Raw genomic sequence first — 21,521 nt, 5'->3', positions numbered from 1 at the left:
ATGAACCCCCTGATCCGGCGCGCTCCCGCCGCGCTGCTGCTGACCCTCGCCCCCGGGGCCCTGCGGGCCCAGGCGCCCGCCCCGGGCACCCTGACGGTGGGCTTCGAGGAGCGGATCCGCTCCGAGCGGTGGAACGACATCCTCGACCACGACGCCGCCCGGGAGGATGCGCGGACCCAGGTCCGGTTCCGCAGCCGGCTCTGGGCCGACTGGAGGGCCTCCGAGGACCTGCGGATCGTGGCGGGCGTGGCCAACGAGAACAAGAAGATCACCCACCCGGATGTGGCCGCGAACGGCCGCGAGGTCTTCGTGGAGACCCTCTACGCCGACTGGCGCCTGGCCCCCCGCTGGTCCCTGAAGGTGGGCCGCCAGAACCTCATGCGGGGCGAGGGCTTCGTCCTCTTCGACGGCAGCGCGCTGGACGGCTCCCGCTCGGCCTACTTCAACGCCGTGGACCTGGCCTGGTCCCCGGGGAAGTCCACCGTGGAGTTCCTGGCCATCTCGGACCCGGGCAAGGACCAGTACCTGCCGCGACTCAACGAGGCGGCCTCTCCGGCGGAGGTGCAGCGCCTGAACGAGTGGGACGAACGGGCCCTGGGGGTCTACGCCACGATGCGCGAGTGGGAGGGCGGCACCCTGGAGGCCTATGGCTTCTTCAAGACGGAAACCCACGACAGCCGGCCGGTCTCGAACCCGCAGTTCCAGCCGGATCGGCGGGTGTGGACCCTGGGCGGCCGCGGGGTCCGGGACCTGGGCCGCGGATGGACGGCCATGGCGGAAGCCGCCGGACAGTGGGGCTCGCAGGACCCTGCGCCGGGAACCTCCGAGGGCGACCGGCCCATCGCAGCCTGGGGCGGCTACGCCCGGCTCCGCAAGGCCTTCGAGACCGCAGGAAGGCCCTCCCTGTCGCTGGGCTACATCGGCCTCTCGGGCGACGATCCCCGCACGCGGCGCATCGAGGGCTGGGACCCCCTCTTCTCCCGCTGGCCGAAGTGGAGCGAGCTCTACATCTACTCTCAGGTGCCGGAGCGGGGCGTGGCCTACGCCACGAACCTGGGCCTGTGGGAAGCCGAGGCCCGGCTGGCGCCTCTGAAGCATCTGGACCTCCGCGCCACCTGGTACCGCATGGCGGCCCTCCGAGCGCCGGCGGCTGCAGGCCCCCTTTTCGGGGCGGGCACCCGCCGCGGCGACCTGTGGGAGTTCCGCGGAGACGTGACCCTGGATGACCACTGGAAGGGCCACGTGGTGTACGAGCGGCTCAGCCCCGGGGATGCCTACACGGGCCGCGCGCCGGGCTCGTACCTTCGCTTCGAGGTGACCTACGCGACGGCGGTGCGGCTATAGGTGGATCCGCCAGCCCAGGCTGTCGGCCGCGCCCAGGGCGCCGATGACCAGCAGGACGACGCCGAAGATGGGCTCCAGCACCTTGATGTTCATGCGGACGGCAGTGCGGGCCCCGAGGTAGGACAGGGGGATCGAGCCCAGCCCGAAGACGAGGACGATGTGCCAGGACACGTGGCCCAGGGCCACGTGGACGATGGTTCCCGGCACGGCCAGGGCGGCGGAGGCCACCAGGGAGCAGGCGAAGGCGGTCTTGAGGGGCAGGCGGAGGATCCGGGCGTAGAGGGGCGCCAGCAGGAAGCCGCCGGCGTTGGCCAGGAGGCCGGACAGGAAGCCGACGACGAGGCCCACCGCGGCGCTCAGCGTGCGCTTCCTCCCGGGGGCGAGGGGCGCCTCCTCGATCCGGGCCGTGGTGGGATGCAGGAGGAAGGACAGGCCCAGGCCGGCAATGACGAGGTTGCTGAGCAGCAGCAGGGCCGTTCCCCCCACCCAGTGGCTGGCCAGGGCCCCGGCCACCGTGGCGGGAACCCCCACGATCACGCTCCAGAGCACCACCTGGCGGTCGTAGAGCCCCTCCTTCAGGTAGGCCAGGCTGGCCACCAGGGTGCCGGGGATGGTGGCGGGCAGGGGCGAGGCCACGGCGAAGAAGGCGGGAACGCCCGCCAGCTGGAGCAGGGGCGTGGCCACCGCGCTGCCCCCCTTGCCGAAGAGCCCCCCCGCGAAGCCGACAAGCAGACCGATCAGGAGGAGGCTCAGCGACATGAGCTCAGTGTACCGGCCGCAGGGCGGGGGCGTCCATGCTCAGGGCACGGCGCGGATCACCGGAGGATTCTGGGCCAGGGCGGCCCGGATGAGGGGATCCAGCTGGGCCTTCAGGTTTTCGGAGGGGATCGTGTCGCCCTGGGTGGACTGCTGGGTCATGAGGATCCCGCCGTAGACGCCATCCGCCGTGACCCAGGGGGCCCACCCGAAGGTGCCGGTGCTGGAATACCGGATGACGGGGTCGGAGGCGGTGGGCCCGCCGCCCCCGGCGGTCTCCAGCCAGTTGCCCAGGGCGTAGTGGTAGGTTTTCCCGATCCGGTCGTAGTACGGGCTGTACGAGAGCGTCGTGGCGGGACCGTAGCCGTCCGTGCGCTGGGCCGTGATCATCGCCGCGGGCAGGAAGGTCCGGGTGCCGTCCAGGCCGCCGCGGAGCTGCATCATCAGGAACCGCATGTACTCCAGCCCCGTGCACTTCAGGCCCCCGGCCGGATTGGGGTTGGGACCGCCGCCGCTGTAGATGCTCGTGGCCGACCAGCCCATCGGATCGTGCAGCTGCTCCGCGAAGAGCTGCGCCCACGTCTTGCCCGTGGCCACTTCGGCCATGCGGGCGGCGATCCGCATGTGGGTGCTGCCGTAGTAGAAATAGCTGCCGGGCACGGAGGCCGTGGCGGCGTCGTCGGCGTAGATCTGGTCCACCGCCGCCTTGAGGGTGATGAACACGTTCTCGGAGGCGCTGTCGTCCCCGCTGATGCCGGAGGTGAAGCTGAGCAGCTGGCGCAGGGTGATGTCGCCCATGTTGCCGGTCCAGGGGCTCCCGCCGGCGTCCACCAGCAGTTCCTTCGCCTGCGTGTCCAGGCCGTGGGGGAAGGCCCCGGCGTTCACCAGGCGGAGGATGACGGTGCTGGTCACCCATTTCGAGGCGGAGGCCACCAGCACCGCATCCTGGTTGGTGAAGCCCCCGAAGCCGTGGGAGTACACGACCCCGGCCGGTGTGGCCACCTCCACGCAGAGGCCATTGGGGAACTGGGACTGGGCCGCCTGGATGGCGCCGGTGACGGGCGCCCAGGGATCGGATGCCGGGGTGCCGGTGGAGCCGCTGGAGGAGCCTCCGCCGCCGCAGGCCAGGGCGAGGACAGCCGCTCCTGCGAGGAGCCAGAGACGGGTCGGGCGGGGCTGGGACACTTCATCCTCCAGGAGATGATGGGCTTCAGGATGAGATGCCCCCAGCGGGGGAACGGTTTAATCCTTCCTGGATTCAGCCGAGGCTGCGGATCCGGTTGGCCCGGCTCTCGATCTCCGTGATGCGGAAGGCGAAGTTGCCGTCCACCACCACCACCTCGCCCTTGGCGATGAGCTTGCCGTTCACCAGCAGCTCCACGGGGGCGTCGGCGCTGCGGTTCAGCTCCAGGATGGAGCCCGGGGTGAGCTTCAGGAGCTCGCCCATCTGCATCTCCGTCTGGCCCATGCGCACGACCACCGGCAGCTGGATGTCCAGCAGCAGGTCCAGGTTGCCGGCATCCACCACGGGCCCGGTCGCGGCGGGCGCCTGGCGCGGGGGCGCCGTCAGGGCCGCGGCGACGGAGGAGGCCGGAGGGGGCTCCGCTGGGGCGGCGGGGGCCTCCGCGAGGCCGAGCTTGCGCTTCATCTGCTGGAGCAGCATGTCGGGGAGGAGCATGTGGATGGTGGTCTTCAGGGTGTCCTGGGAGGTGGCCAGGGCCACATCCTGGAAGCCGCCCGTGCCCAGCAGCTCGCCCAGGGGGCCGGCCTCGGGCGCCACGGCGCTGATCTCCACGTTGGCGATGGCGAAGGTCTCGCCGGCCAGGTCGGAGAGGGTCTGGTTGGCGCTGCCCATGACCTGGTTGAAGGTCTCCGCCAGGGCGTCCTTGGAGTCGCCCACCAGCTCATCGGCCGGGGCGCCGTCGCCGCCCAGCATGAGATCCACCAGCATGGTCCCCTCCGGGAGGGGCAGGGTGAAGGCCAGGGCGCCACTGAGCCCCTTCTGGTAGTGGGCCTTCACGACGATGGTCGGGCCCCCGTGCAGGGCGGCGATCCCGGGGAGCTGGAGCAGCTCTCCGGGGGCGGCGCTCATCTGGAAGTCGCGGCCCGTGAGCATGGAGAACACGGAGGCCATGCTCTCCGAGAAGGCGCCGCCCACTTTCTGGTAGAACTCGGTGTCGCGGGCATCCATGGTTCACCCTTCGGACCGGCTGCCGGTCACTTGAAAGACGCGTTTCTCGTTGGAGTCGAGGGCCACGAAGCCCGTGTAGCGGGGGAAGCCGTCCACCACCAGGTCCAGCTCGGCGTCGAAGCGCTTGGTGAGGGGGATGACGTCGCCGGGCTTGAGCTGCAGCACCTCCTCCATGCGAAGGCTGGTGCCGCGGATCTCCGCGGCGGCCTCCATGGGGCAGCGCTTCAGGCTGGCCATGAGCAGGCGGGCCTCCTCGAAGGTGGAGGACTTCTTGTAGCCCGTGAACATCTCCTGGTCGAACTTGGTGGAGATGGGCTCGAGGATGATGCTGGGGATGGCGAGGTTGATCATCCCGCTCACGGGGCCCATCTTCACCTCGAACACCACCAGCAGCACCACCTCGTTGGGGGCCACGATCTGGATGAGCTGGGGGCTGGTCTCCCGGGCCTGGATGCGGAAATCGAGGTCGATGATGCCCCGCCAGGCCTCGCGCATGTCCTCCAGCACCAGCTTGAGGACGCCGTCGAAGATGCTCTGCTCGATGTCCGTCATGGTGCGGAGCTGCTTCAGGGGTTCGCCGGGTCCGCCGAGCATCTTGTCGATGATGGGGAACACCAGGGTGGGGTTCACCTCCAGGGCCAGGGCCCCTTCCAGCGGCTTGATGGAGATGGCGTTGAAGCAGGTGGGGTCCGGCACCGAGAGCAGGAACTCCTGGTAGCTGAGCTGTTCCACGGAGACCAGGTTCACCTCGGTGATGGTCCGCAGGTAGGCGCTGAGGGAGCTGGAGAAATTCCGGGCGAAGCGGTCGTGCATGAAGTGCAGGGAGCGCATCTGCTCCCGGCTCACCCGGTCGGGCCGGCGGAAGTTGTAGAGGGTGACCTTGCGCTGGACCTGGGCTTTTTTTGCCGGGGCCGGGGCCGCCCCCCGCTCCGGCGCCCCCCCGGCCGGGGCCTTGGCCCCGCCCCGGCTGTGGGACTTCAGCAGCGCATCAACCTCTTCCTGACTCAGTATCTTGGCCATGGACTACCCTTCGATGCGCTGTTCCAGGAGCTTGCCCCGGAGCCGCAGCATGGCCTTGGTATGCAATTGCGATACCCGGGACTCGGTGATGTTCAGGAGGGTCCCGATCTCCTTCATGGTCAGCTCGTCGAAGTAGTAGAGCTGGACCACGAACTTCTCCTTCTTGGGCAGCACATCCATGGCCACCTGGAGGATCTCCTTCAGCTCGGCGGCCTGGAAGGTGTGGTGGGGATCCTCGGCGTCCGGATCCGGCACGAAGCTGATGATGCTCTCGCCCTCGCCGTCCTCGCCCACCTCCACGAAGGTGCCCAGGGTGACGCCCTTCAGCTCGTCCAGGTTCTTGTGCAGCTCGTCCAGGGGGATGCCCAGGTGGACGGCCACCTCCTCGTCCGTGGCGGCCCGGCCCATCTGCTGCTCCAGCAGGTGGTAGGCGTTCTCGATGTCCTTCTTCTTGCGGCGCAGGCTGCGGGGCACCCAGTCCAGGTCCCGGAGGCCGTCCAGGATGGCGCCCTTGATGCGCAGCTCGGCGTAGGTCTTGAACTTGATGTTCCGCGCCGGCTCGAACTTCTCGATGGCGTCCATGAGGCCCAGGATGCCGCTGTGGATGAGGTCGTCCAGCTCCACATGGGAGGGCAGGCGGGAGGAGATGCGGTGCGCCACGAACTTCACCAGGGGGACGTAGTCCTTGATGATCTGTTCGCGGTTCTCCCGGTCGAAGGGCTCCGGCGCCTCGGCGGGTTCACCGGCCGGCGCGGGGGGCTGGCCGGCGGCCGGTCCCTGGGGAACGGGCAGGGGCAGGGGAAGGGGCAGTCCCTTGCCGTAGGCCTTGGCGGCGGCCAGGGCGGCCCAGGGCCGGAGGGCGGCGGGGGCGGCCTCCACGGCGGCACGCAGGTCCTCGCCGCTCAGCGGCTGGCCGGGATCGGCAGGCTGGTTCGGAGTCGGGGGCATCCGGGCTCCTAGGGGGCGTCGTCGGAGGCGAGCTGCCTCCAGAATGCCGCAAAGCCGCCGGGCTGCAAGGAAACCTGCCCGAGCAGATGGCCGGCCAGGGCCTGGAAGGTCTGGGCCGCGGGGCTCCTCGGGAAGAGGTCCACCACCCCCTTCTGCTGGCGCACGGCCTGCAGGATGTGGGGATCCGACGGGATCATGCCGAGCACCCGGACCTGCTTGCCCAGGAACCGCTCCGTGGCCGCCTGGAGCTGGTCCACGGTCTCCTGGGCCTCCTCCAGGCTCTGCCCGTTGTTCACCAGCAGCCAGAGGGGCTTCGCGGCGTCCCGCAGATGGAGGACCTTCACCATGGCGTAGGCGTCCACCAGGCTGGTGGGCTCCGGCGTGGTGACCAGCACCACCTCCTGGGCCGCCATGAGGAGCTTCAGGACGGAATCGTGGATGCCGGCGGCGGTGTCGATGAGCAGCCAGTCGGCGGTCTCCGCCACGCGCTGGAGGCCCTGCACCAGGCGCAGCTCCGAGGTGGTATCCAGGCGGGTGAGCTCCTGGATGCCGCTGCTGGCGGGGATGATCCGCACCCCGAAGGGGCTCTCCACAAGGATCTCCTCCAGCACCTTCTCGCCCCGGAGGACATGCTCCAGGGTGAACTTGGGGGTCAGCCCCAGCAGGATGTCGAGGTTGGCGAGGCCGAAGTCCGCGTCCATGACGACGACCCGCTGGCCCTGCTGGGCCAGGGCCTGGGCCAGGCCCGCCACGACGTTGGTCTTGCCCACCCCGCCCTTGCCGGAGGTGATGGCCAGCACGCGGGCCGCGAAGAGGGGGGCTTCCGCGCGCTGGCCCTGGGCCATGCTGCGGAGCCGGGCGGCCTGGTCGCTCATTGGACCTCCTTGACGCCGGGGAGGATGAGATCGGCCACCCGCCGGCTGGTGGCCAGCTCCAGGGCCTCCGGCACCTCCTGGCCCGTGCCGAGGTAGCTGAGGGGCCGCTTTACCCGCACCAGGGTGCTGAGGATGGGTCCATAGGTGGAGGTCTCGTCCAGCTTGGTGAAGAGCAGCCGGGTGGGGCGCAGGGGCTCGTACCGGGCCGCGATCTCCGAGAGATCACGGGGCTTGGTGGTGGCGGAGAGCACCAGGTGGGTCTCCACTTCGGGCAGCTCGTCCAGCAGGTTCCGGAGCTGGCCCAGCACCTCCGTGTCCTTGGGGCTGTGGCCGGGCGTGTCGATGAGCACCAGGGCCCGGTCCTGGTAGAAGCGGAAGGCGCTGCGGAGGTCCTCCACCGTGAGCGCCACGTGCATGGGCACCTGCAGGATCTGGGCGTACTGCTGGAGCTGGTCCACCGCCGCCAGGCGGTAGGTGTCCAGGGTGAGGAGGGCCACCTTCTGCTTGAGCTTGAGCTGGGCGTAGGCCGCCAGCTTGGCCAGGGTGGTGGTCTTGCCCACGCCCGTGGGGCCCACGAGGGCCGCCACGCGCATCTTCCCGGGGTCGAGCTGGATGGGCGGCGCCACGGGGATGAAATCCGCGATGACCCGCCGGAGGAAGAGCCGGGCCCGCTCGGGATCCACGTTGCCCGAGGCGGTGTCGCCGTCCTGCTCCGTGAGGGCGCGCTGGGCGTATTCGCAGAGCCGCAGGGCGATCATGGGCTCCACGTCGTTGGCCGCCAGGTCGCCGTAGAGGTCCAGCAGGCTGGGGGGCAGCTGCAGCTGGGCGGGGGGCATGCCCTGGCGCTGGAGGCGGTTGAGCATGGACTTCAGGTGGTCCAGCTCCTCCAGGATGGAGGCGTTGCGGGAATCGTTGTCCTTCAGGGCCGCCACGGCGCCCTTGATCTCCAGCAGCTCCCGGCGCAGGGGCTGCAGGTCCACGGGCGGGGGCGGGGGGGCGCCCTGGGGCCGGCTGGCTTCGCGGGCGGGCCGGGCGGCGGGTTTCGGGGCGGGGGTTTCCAGGGGCGGCCGGAGCCCGTAGGTGAGGGGCGGAGCGCCGACGGCCTGCTCCCGGGCCACCGGGGCCTGGGCGGCCTCGTCCACGGCGGCGGTGACCTCGATGACAGTCTCCTCCCCCAGGCCCAGGGCGGCCGGTCGCCGGCGGGTGCGGGTGGAGAGGATGAAGGCCTCCTCGCCCATCTCCTTCTTCACGATGTCCAGGGCTTCCTGCATGGAGGCGGCTTCGAAGGTCTTCACGCGCATGGGTCACCCTTCATGAAACGGTTCCCAGGTTCACCACGCGGATGTCCGCGGGGATCTCGCTGTGGCTCAGCACCACCAGGTGGGGCAGGGCCCGCTCCAGGAGGCGCCGCAGGTGCGGACGCACCACGGGGCTGGTGAGCAGGACGGGCTGGGCCCCCGGGAGCATGGCGGCGATGCCGTTGGCGATGCGGGCCAGCAGTTCCTGGCTGCGGACGGGCTCCAGGGCCAGGAAGCTGCCCCGGTCCGTGTGCTCGATGCCGCCCTGGAGGGTCTGCTCGATCTGCGGATCCAGCACCAGCACGCCCAGCTCCCCGTTGTCGGAGAGGTGCGGGCCGGTCAGCACCCGCCCCAGCGCCTGCCGGACGTACTCGGTGATGATCCCCACGTCCTTGGTCATGGTCGCGGTGTCGGCGGTGGCCTCCAGGATGCGGCCCAGGTCCCGCACGGGCACCCGCTCCCGCAGGAGGTTCTGCATGACCTTCTGGAGGACGCCCACGGTGATCACGTTGGGGATGAGGTCGTCCACCAGCCGCGGGCTGGATTCCTTGAGGGTGTCCAGGAGGTGCTGGACCTCCACCCGGCCCAGCAGCTCCGGGGCGTGCTGCTTGATGAGCTCCGAGAGGTGGGTGGTCAGCACCGTCGCGGGTTCCACCACGGTGTAGCCGATCATCTGGGCCCGGTCCTTCAGGCCCTCGCCGATCCAGTAGGCGGGCAGGCCGAAGGCGGGCTCCTTGGTGGGGACGCCGGCGAGCTCCTCCGTGGCGGTGCCCGGGTTCATGGCCAGGAACTGGGTGGGCTGGAGGTCCGCCCGGGCGATCTCCTCGCCCCGGAGCAGGATGCGGTAGGTGTTCGGCGGAAGCTGCAGGTTGTCGCGGATGCGTACGGGAGGCACCACGATGCCCAGCTCCTGGGCCATCTGGCGTCGGACGGCCTTGATGCGCTCCAGCACCGTGCCGCCCTGGTTCACGTCGAGCATGGGGATGAGGCCGTAGCCCACCTCCAGGCCCAGGGGATCCACCTTGAGGAGGCCCTCCACCTTCTCGCCGGCCTCCGCGGCGGCCTTGGCCTTTTCCGCGGCGGCCGCCTCGGCGGCCAGGGCGGCCGGGGTGGGCTTGGGCAGCTTCCAGGCCGCGTAGGCCATGATCCCGAAGATCGAGCCCATGGCCCAGAACGGGAACAGGGGCAGGCCGGGGATGGCCCCGAAGAGGAACAGGGCCGAGGCCGCGATGGCCAGGGGGCGGGGGTCGGCGCCGAGCTGGCCCAGGACCTCGCTGCCCAGGCCGCCCGAGTCGGCGCCCGTGCGGGTGGTGAGGATGGCGCCGCCCACGCTGACCAGCAGGCTGGGGATGACCGTCACCAGGCCGTCGCCCACGGTCAGGAGGGTGTAGGTCTGCAAAGCCTGCATGACGGGCAGGTTGTACTGCACCACCCCGAGGATGATGCCGGCCACGATGTTGACGGCCAGGATGATCAGGGAGGCCACGGCATCCCGCTGGGTGAACTTCACGGCGCCGTCCATGGCGCCGTAGAAGCCCGCCTCCTCCTGGAGGTCCTTGCGGCGGCGGCGGGCTTCCTGCTCGTCGATGTAGCCCGCGTTCAGGTCGGCGTCGATGGCCATCTGCTTGCCGGGCATGGCATCCAGGGTGAACCGGGCCGTCACCTCGGCGATGCGGCCCGCGCCGTGGTTGATGACCAGGAACTGGATGGCCAGCAGCACCAGGAACACCACCAGGCCGATGACGTAGCTGCCGCCCACCACGAACTGGCCGAAGGACTGCACCATGTGGCCGGCGGCGGCCGGTCCCTGGTCCCCGGCATAGAGCAGGATCCGCCGGGTGGTGGCCACGTTGATGGAGAGACGGAAAAGCGTCACCACCAGCAGGACCGATGGGTAGGAGCTGAACTCCTTGGGCCGGGGCACATACATGCCCACCATGAGGATCAGCAGGCTGAGGGTGATGTTCAGGACGATGAGCAGGTCGACGGCGAAGGCCGGCAGGGGCAGGATCATCACCACCAGGACGATCAGCACGAACAGGGGCGCAGCCAGGTCCGACCGCTTGGCCAGGCGGCCCATATACGGAAGCAGACGGTCCAGGAAGGTCAACATACCGACACCCGGTGGGTGCGGGGCGAGGGGTATGCCAACCGCCGGCGGTGCGCGGGGAAAGGCGCTCCTACCTCGGGATCTTCAGCGAATCCCACCGTTCCGGCGGGTGGAACCGGCAGCGCCAGCCGGCCCAGCTCACCCGCTGGAAGGTGACGGCGCCCGGCCAGGGGACCCGGTCCAGCCAGCTCCGGAGGGCCCGCTGGAGCCGGAGGCGCTGGTCGGGGGCCAGGGCGGTGTCGGCGCCGGTCCAGGCGCCCGGGCGGCGGGCCTTGACCTCCACCACGCGGAGTTCGGGTCCCCGGCTCACCAGCAGGTCCAGCTCCCAGCGGCCGAGCTTCTGGCGCCACGCCACCAGGTCCCAGCCCCGGAGCCAGAGCAGCCAGAGCGTCAGCCGCTCCGTGCGGGCCCCCAGGCGGCGGGCGGCCTCACCGCGCCGCGACACGGGGCAGCTCCAGGGCGTAGAAGACCGTGTCCACGGCCATGCGGGGGAATGCCGGGGGAAGTGCCTCGGCCCCGATCCGTCGGAACCCGTTGCGCTCGTAGAAGCGGTGGGCGGCGCCCATCTGGGGCAGGGTGCCGAGCCAGAGGCCCGGGAGGTCCTGCTGCTGCGCATGGTCCAGCGCGGTGTCCAGCAGCGCCTGGGCCAGGCCGCCGCCCCGGGCGTCGCGGTGGAGGAACATCTTCCGCAGGGCGCCCCCGCCGCCGGGGGCCTGGCCGAAGGCCAGGAGGCCCAGGGTGCCGACCACCCGGTCGCCGTCGAGGCCGACCCAGAACCCGCCCCGACCGGCCTGGTAGACCTCGGGGATCCGCACCAGGTCCGGCTGGTCCCCGGCCGTGATGGGCACCCCGAATTCGACCTGCTGGATGGGCAGGATCAGGTCGAGCACCTGCCTCTCGAGGCCCGGCCGGAAGGGCTGGATGCGGAAGGCCATGGGGGGCTACTCGTCCCGCCTCGGCAGCAGCAGGCTGCGCTGCACGCGCTCGAGGTTGCCGTGGAGCCGCACCTGCTTCCAGGCAAGGACCATGGCGTAGCCCAGCCAGACCCAGAGCAGGCGCGGGTCGGCGGGGGTCCGCTTCAGCACCTCCGTGCCGATGTCCAGGCGGAGGCCCTGGAGGAACCAGACCACCACGCCGAAGCCGATGATGAGGTGCCCCCAGCGGATCCAGTAGGGACGCAGGCCCTCCTTGGCCTTCCAGCGGAGCAGGAGCCAGCGGTCGAAGCGGTCGCTCTTCTCCTCCGCGAAGTGCAAGGCCACCAGCTGGTCCACCAGGGGCGCGTAGCGGTGGACCTTGAGCTCCTGGATCTCCTCCTCGCCGTTCAGCTTGCGGAGGAAGGCGCTGCGGATCTTCCCCACGCACTCCTCCCAGGGCGCCTCCTCCCGGCGCAGGGCCAGGTGCAGGCGCACCAGCCCCACCCAGAGCAGGGCCTGGGCCACCAGCACCAGCCACAGGGCCCAGCCCTGCCAGCCCTGGGTATGCACGAGTTCGAGGAAGCGGGCGAGATCCATGAGGGGAGTGTACCTGCCCCCATCAGGCGGTTTGCAGCCAGACATGCCCCGTTTGGGGGCCGGACTGGACCTGGCAACGATCTGATCGAAGGAACACGAGCTTTAGGTTCTCGCGGGGGATTTGCGATTGGCGAGGGCCGCTCTGCGACCTAGACTCTGCTGCAATGGAGGCGCCCATGTTGGATAAGCAACTTCCATTCCATTTGTTCGCAGAGGCTGGATTGGCCGAAATCCAGTACGGCCGCTTCATCACCAGGTTTCAGCGCTGAGAGCGCCGCGAGGCAGCCGACGTCTGACTGCGGGCCCACTCCTTTTCTGGGGCGATCCTGCCCCCCCCCCTTCGCCCCAGGTTGAATCCAAAGTCCGGAAAGCAGGTTGTCCAGCCACATCTCGACTGAATTGGGATCGACCTTCACCCCGTCAGGGGTCCGACCTTCCTTCCAGGTGCCGTCTCGGCCCCGTGTCCTCTTGGAGGTGCCCCGTGGTTGGTTTCGCTGGAGAGATGTTATCGCCAGAGGTTCCCCCCTCCAGTTCGACTTTGGCGAAACCCAACCGGCTGCGGGTATTGGCGTTCTACCTGGGCATGATCGGGATCGCCATCGGCCTGTTCCTTTTGATCGACTACTGGGGCGTGCGTGCGGTGGCGCTCCATTCTTCCGGCACAGCCGCGCCGGCCCACCTCAAGGCAGAAATCCCCATCGTCCTTCATGTGCTGCTCGCGCTGGCGGTCATCATCCTTACCACGCGGACCATCGGAAACCTGTTCGCGTGGTTCCAGCAGCCGCCCGTGGTCGGCGAAGTGATCGGAGGCATCCTGCTTGGGCCTTCCCTGCTCGGCCGCATCGCTCCGGAAATGTTCCGCTACCTCCTTCCGCATTCGGTCGCTCCGTTCCTCAACGTCATCGCTCAGTTGGGCGTGATCCTCTACATGTTCCTGGTGGGGATGGAACTGGATCTGAAGGTCGTCACCCGCAGCGGGCATGCCGCTTTAGCAATCTCCCACGCCAGCATCCTCGTACCGTTCCTGCTCGGCGCGTTGGTGGCGCTGGGAATCTACCCGATCATGGCCGAGGGTCACGTCAGCTTCACCATGTTCGCGCTGTTCCTGGGCATCTCGATGTCCATCACCGCGTTTCCCGTGCTGGCCCGCATCCTCACGGACCGCGGCGTCAGCAAAACCCGCATGGGGTCCATCGCCCTGGCCTGTGCCGCCGTGGACGATGTCACCGCGTGGTGCCTGCTCGCGCTGGTCATCAGCCTCGCGAAAGCCAACGTCTCGAGTGCGCTGGTCACCTGGGGGTTGACGGCCGGGTACATTGCCTTCGTGTTCATCCTGCTCGGCCCACTGGTCCGCCGGGGCATCCCCTGGCTGGAAAAGACGCCGGAATTGACCCGCACCGGCATGGCCGTGATCTTCGTGGCGATGCTGATGTCATCCATGGCCACGGAATTCATCGGTATTCACGCGATATTCGGCGCCTTCCTTCTCGGTACCGTCATTCCCCATGACAGCAAGGTCACGGCCGGGTTGACCCATCGCCTGCACGACGTGATTTCCGTCCTGTTCCTGCCTGCTTTCTTCGCGTTCACCGGCATGCGAACCCAGGTGGCCCTCATCAGCGGCGCGCAGGCGTGGGCCGTCTGCGGCTTGATCGTGTTGTGCGCTTGTGCCGGCAAATTCGGCGGATCGGCGATCGCCTCGAAGCTCGTCGGCCTGAACTGGCGCGACGCCTCCTCCCTCGGCATCCTCATGAACACGCGCGGCCTGGTCGAGCTGATCGCCCTGAACATCGGCTTGGACCTTGGCGTGATCTCGCCCACCCTCTTCGCCATGCTCGTCATCATGGCCTTGACGACCACGTTGATGACCACGCCCATCCTCCACCTGCTGACGCGCAAGCATCCATGGGTCTAGCAGGAGGCGCCGGCGGCCCAGGAGGGATGCCGCGGTCGAGGTCCTGAGTCCCACCTTGACCGGGATGAGGGTCAGGGTTGCCCCGGGCGATGTTCCTCAGCGCCTTGAGGGTTTCCACTGGATCTGCCCGCGGGAGATCCACATCCGCCATGGCATCCAGCACCCCGGGGGCGTCCAGGATGAAGAGGCTGCCCTGGGCACCCAGGGCGCTGGACTCCCGCTTGGCCGCATGGGCGGCGGAAAAGCGCCGAGGCACCGCCGAGGCGATGTCTGCGGCGGACTGGTTGGCCACGGCCACGTCCCAGCCCTCGCGGCCGAGGGTGGCCCGGGACTTCCCAGCCCGGATGTCCCGTTTCAGGGTGTCGGCAAGCTGCTCGATGCCTTTCTGCCTGGCCTGCTCGGCCGCCCGGATGCGCAGGTGATGGGTGACCAGGTGCTCCAGGCCCAGCGCCGCGAGGATGCCCACGGCGATCATCAGGTATTCCTGCCCGAACTCCTGGACCGTGTGGAAGGAGATCTTCCGGATCTCGAATAGCATGCATGCTCCGAGGGACAGGTTGTCTGGACAGTCTTCCAGGTCCGGCGGTTCAACCCTCCGCGGACCTCCCGGGAAGCTGTCATGAAGATCCCGCCTGCCTTCACCTTTGAGAACCACGCCTGGCGTTCGTGAACGGAGGGCGAACCGGAGGGCGGCTCCATAGGCTCGGGGGGCCCCGGTTCCGACCCCAACCCTTCGCCCCGGTCGGGAAGGTTCAACGGAACGAATCGGCTCGGGAGGAGCCCGCAGTCCGGGGATGGCCACCCTCGCGACCGGCTACACCTTCGACCAGGGCACCTCGCCGGCGGCGAGGAAGGCCTCGCCGTCCAGGCCCTGGGCCTCGGCGCGCTGGAGCAGGTGCTGGAGGGCCTCGGCGGTGGCCTCGGCGTCCTGGAGGGCGCGGTGGGCCCGGGTGTTGACGATGCCCAGGAACTCGCACAGCTCCGCCAGGCTGCGGCGGGGCAGCTCGGGGATGAGCCTCTTGGCCAGCAGGCGGGTGCAGACGAGCCGATGCCGGCGCCAGACGCCCTCGGGCAGCCAGGCCTTGAGGAAGCTTCCGTCGAAGGGGGCGTGGTGGGCCACCCACACGCGGCCCTCGAGGCGGGGCGCCAGCTGGAGTGCCACCCGTTCCCAGGGCGGTGCGCCGGCCAGCATGGGCAGGCTGATGCCCGTGAGCCGCTGGATCTCCTCGGGGAGGAACCCCTCGATGGCGGCCAGGCTGGACCAGCGGTCCTCCACCACGGTGCCGGCCAGGCGCACCAGGCCCACTTCGGTGATCTCGGAGGCGGGGCTGAAGCGCCCATCCCGGGTCCAGCGGGCCTTGGGGCTGCCTCCCGTGGTCTCCAGGTCCAGCACCGCGAACCGCAGTTCCCGCAGGCCGGGCGAGGGGGACTCCAGCAGGGGGCCGTCGGTCATGCGCTGACCAGGGTCTTGAGCCCGTCCTTGAACAGCACGTCCACCTTCCGTCCCAGCCGGCGCTGGACGCGGCCCAGGCCGAAGGAGGGGTGGTCCATCCAGGCCCCCTCCTCCCAGCGCTCGGACACCGCGTAGGGCCGGGACTGACCGCCGCCCTGCTCCTGGGCCACCAGCTGCTGGTAGAGCGAGGTGGAACCGCCGGACCGCGGGGGCCCGCCGGCCTTGGCCGTGGCGGGAATCCGCGGCGCCCGGGGCTCGGGGGCCGGCCTGGCGGCGCGGAACTTGTGGACGGAGCGGCAGTTCCCGCAGATCAGCTTGTCGGGCACGCCATTCGTGACCGTCAGGATCTGGTGCCGGGTTTCCCCTCCGCAGCGCCCACAGGGCGCGTCCACATCCTGGCCGGCGTAGTAGATCTTGCTCATCCCACCAGCCTAGCACCCGTCCGTGGAACCGGACGCTGTCCAGGCTCTGGGCTGGCCCGGGGGGACCCTCCGTCGGAGCGGACCGTAGGCCGATGGGTGTAGGCGAGGGCAGATATTATTAACTATATGATAATATGTGATTTAAGTCATATTGCAAACCCGTGACGGAGGTCGCACCTTCAATCACCTGGACGTCGGTTGTCAGGCCCCGGCCGTCCCCCACCCGCCACCCCCACCCTCACGGAGGCCCCATGACACGCCATGCCCCCAGGACCCTTGCCGGCGCCGCCAGCGCCCTGGCGCTCGCCGGACTGCTCGCCGCCTGCGGGGGCGGTTCGAAGACGGAGGCGGCCGCGGCCTCCACCACGGGAACGCCCCCCCTGCCCGCGGAGCCGGGGAGCCTGCCGAGCGCCACCACCTCGTCCAGCTACGTGGTGCTGGCCTGGAACGACCTCGGCATGCACTGCCTGAACCCCAGCTACGACGCGGCGGTCATCCTCCCGCCCTACAACACGGTGGTGGCCCAGGTGGTCAAGCGCGGCAACCCGCCCCAGCCCGTCACCTCGGGGCTCACCGTGAGCTACCGCATCCTCAACAACACCAAGTCCTCGACCAAGGGGACCTTCGGCCAGTTCTGGGTGAACGTGCAGAAGCTCTTCGGCGTCACGCTGCCCCTGGACAAGGGCCTGAACCTGGACGACCCCGCCGTGAACAACGGCCTGTCGGGCACCATGCTGGCCAAGGGCGACCACTTCCTGGCCTCGGGCATCCCCCTCACGCCCATCGACGACAAGGGCGTGTGGAACCCCTACCAGGTGGGCGAGATCACGGTGAAGGACGCCAGCGGCAAGGTGGTGGCGAAGACCACGACCACGGTGCCCACCTCCGACGAGATCAACTGCTCGAAGTGCCACGGGAAGGACGCCCTGAACGACGTGCTGAAGAAGCATGATGCGGCCCACGGCACCCAGCTCTTCGCCAGCAAGCCCGTGCTCTGCGCCAGCTGCCACGGGAGCCCGGCCCTGGGCGCCACCGGCCCCGGCTCCTCGAGGATGTACCTCTCCCAGGCCGTGCACGGCTTCCACGCCACCCGGGGCGCCTCCTGCTACGACTGCCACCCCGGCCCCACCACCCAGTGCAGCCGCAGCCTGGCCCACACCGCCGCCGACGGGAACTGCACGGCCTGCCACGGCGACATGGCCAATGTGGCGGCCACCATCAAGAACGGCACCCGCGTGCCCTGGGCCAACGAGCCGAAGTGCGCGACCTGCCACACGGGCGTGGCCGGTGTGGACACGGGCACCGCGCTCTACCGGAATGCCCGCGGCCACGGCAACCTCTACTGCTCGGCCTGCCACGGAAGCCCGCACGCGATGGTGCCCACCCGGCAGGCCTCCGACAACGCCCAGGCCATCCAGTACCAGGGCAAGGCCAAGGCCATCGCCAGCTGCGCCGCCTGCCACAGCTCCAACCGGGGCGAGGGCTTCAGCGAGTGGGCCCACGAGCACGGCACCGGCGGCAAGGCCTCGGCCTGCAACGTCTGCCACACCGGGTTCCTGGACCCCCAGCAGGCCAAGTGGCCCCACCAGTTCCAGTGGAAGGCCCGCGGCGGTTCCGGCGGCGGGGACTGAGTCGTCGCAAGGAGGGGGGACGGGCCTTCCGGGGCCCGTCCCCGTGTTCGTGCCCTCCCGCAGGCCTACGGAAGGACCAGCCGCCCCTCGCGGTTCAGGCCCGCGAACACGTAGCCTTCGGCCCGCAGCTTCGGAAGGATCATCGGCAGCACCTTGCCGGCCCGGTCGTGGATGTCGTGGAAGAGGAGGATGCCCCGCTTCTCCCGGGCCACGGCCTTCAGCACACGGTCGGCCACGGAGCTGGGGACGGGATCGGCCCAGTCCAGGCTGTCGATGGTCCACAGGACGGACCGGAGGTGGTAGGGCTGGAGCGCGGCCATCTGCACAGGCGTACGGGCGCCGTAGGGGAAGCGGAAGAGGTGGCTGTGGGCCCCGGGGATGGCCTGCAGCAGCTGGTCCGTCTCGCGGATCTCGAGGTCCAGCGGGGCGCCCGTCTCCTTGCTGAGCTGGGCGTGGGTGTAGCTGTGGTTGCCCACCACGAACCCGGCCTTCACCAGGTCCTCCGTGAACGCGGCCATGGGGCCGAGGCGGGCCTGGCCGGAGGCGTCCACGGTGCCCAGGTTGCGCCCCACCTCGAAGAAGAGCGCTGGGACCTTCTCGGTCTGGAGGAGGGCCTTGATCTCCTCCGTGTAGATCCAGTGCGGGCCGTCGTCGAAGCTCAGCACCAGCACCTTCTCGGGGAAGGCGGCGCCGGAGATCTCGCCCTCCGCCGCCCCTGGCGAGGGCGCGGGGATGCCCGGTGCACCCAGCAGCTGGTCGAGGGGGATGCGCCTCTGGAGTTCCGCCAGGTAGGCCTCCCAGCGGGGCCGCCGGCCACCCCGGGCCTGGCGGTATTCCGCCTCGACCCAGGCCTCCACCCGGTCCACCTCGGCCAGGTGGGCGGCGAGCCGGGTCCTCAGGTCGGCGCCCTCGGGCGAGGCGTCGTGGGCCAGGGCGCGCTTCAGCACCCGCAGCGGGTCGCGGAAGGCCAGGCGATCGGGCTCCAGCAGGTCGGGATCGGTGTCCATCCACGCGAGCAGGGCCAGGATCACCGGAGCCCGCTGCGGGGAGGGCGTGGCGGCCAGGCGGGTGAGCTCCCCGTTGAGCTGGTGGGTCAGGTCCCGCTCCTCGTGATGGAGCCGGTGGCCCACGGCCAGGGCCGCCTCCCGCCGGGACCCCTGCATCCCGGCCTCGTCGGCGAAGAGCACGAGGAGCTGGCGATGCAGCCGCAGTTCCGAGCGCAGGCCCTCCAGCAGCGGGTCCGCCGCCTGGGGACGCTCCGGGTGGGCGGCCGCCTCGGCCAAGACCGCCGCCACGGCCAGGGGGGCCGGGGCAGGGCGCCGCATCCTCCGGTGCCGCCAGGCCAGGGTCCCGGCGGCGCCCAGGATCACCAGGACGAGGATCGCGCCGGCGCGGCGGCTCATCCCAGCAGGGCCTTCACCTGGGCGAGGCGCTGCTCGCGCTCCTCGGCCTGGCCGCGGAGCTTGGCCACGGCGGCCTCGGGGGCCTTGGTGACGAAGCTGTCGTCGGCGAGGCGCGCGCGGAGGGGCTCCAGCTCCTTCTCCAGCTTGGCCAGCTCCTTCTCCAGCTTGGCCTTCTCGGCGGCGGGATCCTTGAGGCCCGCGAGTTCGAGTGCCACGGCACCCCCCGCCACCACGGCCACGGCGCGGGTGGGCGAGGCGAGGTCGGCCGAGGTGAAGGTGACGGACTCCAGCCGCGCGATGGCCTTCAGGGCCTCGGCGAAGGGTTCCAGCTCCAACAGGGAGCAGAAGGCGGCCACCCGCTTCGCCGGATCCACGCCCTGCTCGGCCTTGAGGCGCAGGAAGGCGGAGAGCACCTCCTGGAAGCGGGGGATGAGGGCGGCGTCGCCGCCCCTGGCCCGGAGGATCCATTCGCCGATGGGCCAGGACCGCAGGGCCAGCAGGGTGGGCTCGCCGGCGGGCAGGCGCTCCGCCATGACGTCCTCGTGGATCTCCTCGGTCAGGAAGGGCACGAAGGGGTGCAGGGCCCGGAGCAGGATGTCCAGGAAGTGGAGGATGGCCGCCTTCTGGGCCTGCGTGCCGCTCTGGAGCTGCACCTTGGCCAGCTCGATGTAGGTGGCGCAGAAGTCGTCGTAGACCAGGTGGTAGAGGCGGTCGGCGGCATCGTGGAAGCGGAAGGCCTCGAGGGCGTCGGTGATGGCGCCCAGCTCGTCCCGGAGCCGCCCGATCAGCCAGTACTCGGCCTCGCCGAAGACCGGCTCGGTCTCCAGCGTGATCGAGGCGTCCAGGTTCATCTGCACGAAGCGCGAGGCGTTCCACAGCTTGTTGCAGAAGTTGCGGCTGGCCTCGAGGCGGGCGGGGCTCATGGCGATGTCCGTGCCGGGTGCGGCCATGATGGCCAGGGCGAAGCGCAGGGCATCCGTGCCGTACTCCTCCATCACCTCCAGCGGATCGATGACGTTGCCCTTGGTCTTCGACATCTTCTGGCCGCTGGCGTCGCGCACCAGGCTGTTGAAGTAGACCTTCCGGAAGGGCACGTCGCCCATCCAGGTGAGGCCGGCCATGGCCATGCGGGCCACCCAGAAGAACAGGATGTCGTAGCCGGTGATGAGGACGCTGGTGGGGTAGTAGCGCTTCAGGTCCGCGGTCTCGTCGGGCCAGCCGAAGACGCTGAAGGGCCACAGGGCCGAGGAGAACCAGGTGTCCAGCGTGTCCGGATCCTGGATCAGTTTTTTATCTCCGCAGGCGCCGCAGGCGGAGGGCGCCTCCATCTCCACATGGAGCCCCCCGCACGCCGCGCAGGTCCAGGCGGGGATGCGGTGGCCCCACACCAGCTGCCGGCTGATGCACCAGTCCTGGATGTTGGTGAGCCAGTGCTGCCACACGGCCGCGTGGTGCTCGGGCGTGAACGCGATGCGGCCGTCCTGCACGGCGGCCAGGGCCTTCGCGGCGGCCTCCTTCACGTCCATGAACCACTGCTCGCTGACGAGGGGTTCCAGCACGGCGCCGCTGCGGTCGCTGAGGCTGATCTTGTGGACGTAGTCCTCCACCTTCACGAGGAAGCCCTGCGCCTCCAGGTCGGCCACCACGCGCTTGCGGGCCTCGAAGCGGTCCAGGCCCGCGTAGGCGCCGGCCGCGGCGGTCATCTTCGCGTCGAAGCCGAGGATGGTGATGCTGTCCAGCTTCAGGCGCTGGCCCGCGGCGAAGTCGTTGGGATCGTGGGCGGGGGTCACCTTCACGCAGCCCGTGCCGAAGGTGGGATCCACGAAGCTGTCGGCCACCACGGGAATCTTCCGGCCCGTGAGGGGCAGGTCCACGGTCCTGCCGATGAGGTGCTGGTAGCGCGCGTCCTCCGGATGCACGGCCACCGCCGTATCGCCCAGCATGGTCTCGGGCCGGGTGGTGGCCACCACCACTTCGCCGTGCCCGTCAGACATGGGGTAGCGCAGATACCAGAGCTTGCCCCTGCGCTCCTCGTATTTCACTTCCAGGTCGCTGAGGGCCGTCTGGAGGGCTGGATCCCACTGGATCATGCGGGGGCCGCGGTAGATGCGGCCGGCCTTGTAGCTCTCCACGAAGACCTTGCGCACGGCTTTGTTGAGGGAGGGGTCCAGGGTGAAGCGGTTGCGGGTCCAGTCCACGGAGCAGCCCAGGCGCTTGAGCTGGTGCTCGATGGCGCCCTGGTTCTTCTCCTTCCAGTCCCAGATGCGCCGCTCGAAGGCGTCCCGGCCGAGCTTGTGGCGATCGGTGCCCTCGGCCTTGAGCTGGCGCTCCACCATCATCTGGGTGGCGATGCCGGCGTGGTCCGTGCCCGGCACCCACAGCGCGTCGTAGCCCTGGGCCCGCTTGAACCGCGTGAGCACGTCGTGGAGGGTGTTCACCAGGGCGTGGCCCATGTGCAGGTTGCCCGTGATGTTGGGCGGCGGGATGACGATGGACCAGGGCTCCTTGCCACTGTCCGGCGCGGCCTCGAAGGCCCGGGCGGCCTCCCACACCTCGTACCACCGCGTCTGGGCGGTCCGGAAATCGAAAGCCTTGTCCATCTCGCGCATGGGTCACCCGGAACAGGGAGCCGAAAACACCAGGA

19 protein-coding genes are annotated in these 21,521 nt (G+C 69.8%); 3 read left to right on the top strand and 16 right to left on the bottom strand.

From position 1 onward, the window contains the following. Positions 1 to 1,344 carry an alginate export family protein gene (locus QSJ33_RS09950; RefSeq protein ID WP_285725152.1) on the top strand — a complete coding sequence of 448 codons (1,344 nt, stop codon included), beginning with the start codon at positions 1 to 3 and terminating at the stop codon, positions 1,342 to 1,344. On the opposite strand, the gene QSJ33_RS09945 is transcribed toward QSJ33_RS09950, so the two are convergent. From QSJ33_RS09945 to QSJ33_RS09895, 11 genes are all read right to left on the bottom strand, one after another. Then, positions 1,339 to 2,103 (bottom strand): sulfite exporter TauE/SafE family protein, encoded by a 765-nt coding sequence (locus tag QSJ33_RS09945; RefSeq protein WP_285725150.1) that lies wholly within the window; start codon positions 2,101 to 2,103, stop codon positions 1,339 to 1,341. The two genes, QSJ33_RS09950 and QSJ33_RS09945, sit on opposite strands and share 6 nt — an antisense overlap. Before the next feature lie 39 nt (positions 2,104 to 2,142). Next, entirely contained in the window at positions 2,143 to 3,285 is a 1,143-nt protein-coding gene (locus QSJ33_RS09940; protein WP_285725148.1) for a serine hydrolase domain-containing protein, read from the bottom strand. Positions 3,286 to 3,358: 73 nt separating this feature from the next. Beyond that, entirely contained in the window at positions 3,359 to 4,291 is a 933-nt protein-coding gene (gene fliN, locus QSJ33_RS09935) for a flagellar motor switch protein FliN (protein ID WP_285725146.1), read from the bottom strand. 3 nt (positions 4,292 to 4,294) lie between these two features. Then, positions 4,295 to 5,311 carry a flagellar motor switch protein FliM gene (gene fliM / locus QSJ33_RS09930; protein WP_285725142.1) on the bottom strand — a complete coding sequence of 339 codons (1,017 nt, stop codon included), beginning with the start codon at positions 5,309 to 5,311 and terminating at the stop codon, positions 4,295 to 4,297. Positions 5,312 to 5,314: 3 nt separating this feature from the next. Continuing rightward, positions 5,315 to 6,259 (bottom strand): FliA/WhiG family RNA polymerase sigma factor, encoded by a 945-nt coding sequence (locus QSJ33_RS09925; RefSeq protein WP_285725139.1) that lies wholly within the window; start codon positions 6,257 to 6,259, stop codon positions 5,315 to 5,317. An 8-nt stretch (positions 6,260 to 6,267) separates the two neighbouring features. After that, complete coding sequence (locus tag QSJ33_RS09920; protein WP_285725137.1) at positions 6,268 to 7,134, bottom strand: MinD/ParA family protein; 867 nt, start codon at positions 7,132 to 7,134, stop codon at positions 6,268 to 6,270. Continuing rightward, positions 7,131 to 8,435, bottom strand: coding sequence for a flagellar biosynthesis GTPase FlhF (flhF, locus tag QSJ33_RS09915; protein WP_285725135.1), 1,305 nt, complete (start codon positions 8,433 to 8,435; stop codon positions 7,131 to 7,133). The genes QSJ33_RS09920 and flhF overlap by 4 nt, the downstream gene beginning before the upstream one ends. A gap of 10 nt (positions 8,436 to 8,445) precedes the next feature. After that, entirely contained in the window at positions 8,446 to 10,545 is a 2,100-nt protein-coding gene (flhA, locus tag QSJ33_RS09910) for a flagellar biosynthesis protein FlhA (protein ID WP_285725133.1), read from the bottom strand. A 67-nt stretch (positions 10,546 to 10,612) separates the two neighbouring features. Beyond that, positions 10,613 to 10,987, bottom strand: coding sequence for a YraN family protein (locus tag QSJ33_RS09905; protein WP_285725131.1), 375 nt, complete (start codon positions 10,985 to 10,987; stop codon positions 10,613 to 10,615). Then, complete coding sequence (locus QSJ33_RS09900) at positions 10,971 to 11,477, bottom strand: GNAT family N-acetyltransferase (RefSeq protein ID WP_285725129.1); 507 nt, start codon at positions 11,475 to 11,477, stop codon at positions 10,971 to 10,973. The genes QSJ33_RS09905 and QSJ33_RS09900 overlap by 17 nt, the downstream gene beginning before the upstream one ends. Positions 11,478 to 11,483: 6 nt before the next feature. Beyond that, complete coding sequence (locus tag QSJ33_RS09895) at positions 11,484 to 12,053, bottom strand: hypothetical protein (protein WP_285725126.1); 570 nt, start codon at positions 12,051 to 12,053, stop codon at positions 11,484 to 11,486. A 481-nt stretch (positions 12,054 to 12,534) separates the two neighbouring features. Here QSJ33_RS09895 and QSJ33_RS09890 point away from each other — a divergent pair, with 481 nt between their 5' ends. Beyond that, complete coding sequence (locus QSJ33_RS09890; protein ID WP_285725125.1) at positions 12,535 to 13,968, top strand: cation:proton antiporter domain-containing protein; 1,434 nt, start codon at positions 12,535 to 12,537, stop codon at positions 13,966 to 13,968. Here the strand turns inward: QSJ33_RS09890 and QSJ33_RS09885 are convergent. The 3 genes from QSJ33_RS09885 to QSJ33_RS09875 form a co-directional block, all read right to left on the bottom strand. After that, the gene (locus tag QSJ33_RS09885) at positions 13,895 to 14,506 is read right to left on the bottom strand and encodes a hypothetical protein (protein WP_285725123.1); all 612 of its coding nucleotides are present in this window, start codon (positions 14,504 to 14,506) and stop codon (positions 13,895 to 13,897) included. The genes QSJ33_RS09890 and QSJ33_RS09885 overlap by 74 nt on opposite strands. A 276-nt stretch (positions 14,507 to 14,782) precedes the next feature. Then, positions 14,783 to 15,421 carry a 3'-5' exonuclease gene (locus QSJ33_RS09880; RefSeq protein WP_285725121.1) on the bottom strand — a complete coding sequence of 213 codons (639 nt, stop codon included), beginning with the start codon at positions 15,419 to 15,421 and terminating at the stop codon, positions 14,783 to 14,785. Then, the gene (locus QSJ33_RS09875; protein WP_285725119.1) at positions 15,418 to 15,843 is read right to left on the bottom strand and encodes a hypothetical protein; all 426 of its coding nucleotides are present in this window, start codon (positions 15,841 to 15,843) and stop codon (positions 15,418 to 15,420) included. The genes QSJ33_RS09880 and QSJ33_RS09875 overlap by 4 nt, the downstream gene beginning before the upstream one ends. Positions 15,844 to 16,094: 251 nt before the next feature. Here QSJ33_RS09875 and QSJ33_RS09870 point away from each other — a divergent pair, with 251 nt between their 5' ends. After that, on the top strand, positions 16,095 to 17,474 hold the full coding sequence (locus QSJ33_RS09870; RefSeq protein ID WP_285725117.1) for a cytochrome c3 family protein: 1,380 nt from the start codon (positions 16,095 to 16,097) through the stop codon (positions 17,472 to 17,474). Between the two features lie 65 nt (positions 17,475 to 17,539). Here the strand turns inward: QSJ33_RS09870 and QSJ33_RS09865 are convergent, their stop codons facing one another. Together QSJ33_RS09865 and QSJ33_RS09860 are read right to left on the bottom strand one after the other, a co-directional pair. After that, entirely contained in the window at positions 17,540 to 18,877 is a 1,338-nt protein-coding gene (locus tag QSJ33_RS09865) for a polysaccharide deacetylase family protein (RefSeq protein WP_285725114.1), read from the bottom strand. Beyond that, positions 18,874 to 21,486 (bottom strand): valine--tRNA ligase, encoded by a 2,613-nt coding sequence (locus QSJ33_RS09860; protein WP_285725112.1) that lies wholly within the window; start codon positions 21,484 to 21,486, stop codon positions 18,874 to 18,876. Before QSJ33_RS09860 ends, QSJ33_RS09865 begins: the two co-directional genes overlap by 4 nt. Between the last annotated feature and the right edge of the window lie 35 nt (positions 21,487 to 21,521).

It is taken from the genome of Geothrix rubra (genome assembly GCF_030268065.1).
GTDB classification, from domain to species: Bacteria; Acidobacteriota; Holophagae; order Holophagales; family Holophagaceae; genus Geothrix; species Geothrix rubra.
This window is presented reverse-complemented; position numbering and strand designations above follow the sequence as displayed.

Excerpts from the sequence above, each read along its gene's own strand:
- QSJ33_RS09950 (WP_285725152.1), top strand. The coding sequence starts at position 1 with ATGAACCCCCTGATCCGGCGCGCTCCCGCCGCGCTGCTGCTGACCCTC.
- QSJ33_RS09945 (WP_285725150.1), bottom strand. The coding sequence starts at position 2,103 with ATGTCGCTGAGCCTCCTCCTGATCGGTCTGCTTGTCGGCTTCGCGGGG.
- fliN (WP_285725146.1), bottom strand. The coding sequence starts at position 4,291 with ATGGATGCCCGCGACACCGAGTTCTACCAGAAAGTGGGCGGCGCCTTC.
- fliM (WP_285725142.1), bottom strand. The coding sequence starts at position 5,311 with ATGGCCAAGATACTGAGTCAGGAAGAGGTTGATGCGCTGCTGAAGTCC.
- QSJ33_RS09925 (WP_285725139.1), bottom strand. The coding sequence starts at position 6,259 with ATGCCCCCGACTCCGAACCAGCCTGCCGATCCCGGCCAGCCGCTGAGC.
- QSJ33_RS09920 (WP_285725137.1), bottom strand. The coding sequence starts at position 7,134 with ATGAGCGACCAGGCCGCCCGGCTCCGCAGCATGGCCCAGGGCCAGCGC.
- flhF (WP_285725135.1), bottom strand. The coding sequence starts at position 8,435 with ATGCGCGTGAAGACCTTCGAAGCCGCCTCCATGCAGGAAGCCCTGGAC.
- flhA (WP_285725133.1), bottom strand. The coding sequence starts at position 10,545 with ATGTTGACCTTCCTGGACCGTCTGCTTCCGTATATGGGCCGCCTGGCC.
- QSJ33_RS09900 (WP_285725129.1), bottom strand. The coding sequence starts at position 11,477 with ATGGCCTTCCGCATCCAGCCCTTCCGGCCGGGCCTCGAGAGGCAGGTG.
- QSJ33_RS09895 (WP_285725126.1), bottom strand. The coding sequence starts at position 12,053 with ATGGATCTCGCCCGCTTCCTCGAACTCGTGCATACCCAGGGCTGGCAG.
- QSJ33_RS09885 (WP_285725123.1), bottom strand. The coding sequence starts at position 14,506 with ATGCTATTCGAGATCCGGAAGATCTCCTTCCACACGGTCCAGGAGTTC.
- QSJ33_RS09880 (WP_285725121.1), bottom strand. The coding sequence starts at position 15,421 with ATGACCGACGGCCCCCTGCTGGAGTCCCCCTCGCCCGGCCTGCGGGAA.
- QSJ33_RS09875 (WP_285725119.1), bottom strand. The coding sequence starts at position 15,843 with ATGAGCAAGATCTACTACGCCGGCCAGGATGTGGACGCGCCCTGTGGG.
- QSJ33_RS09870 (WP_285725117.1), top strand. The coding sequence starts at position 16,095 with ATGACACGCCATGCCCCCAGGACCCTTGCCGGCGCCGCCAGCGCCCTG.
- QSJ33_RS09865 (WP_285725114.1), bottom strand. The coding sequence starts at position 18,877 with ATGAGCCGCCGCGCCGGCGCGATCCTCGTCCTGGTGATCCTGGGCGCC.
- QSJ33_RS09860 (WP_285725112.1), bottom strand. The coding sequence starts at position 21,486 with ATGCGCGAGATGGACAAGGCTTTCGATTTCCGGACCGCCCAGACGCGG.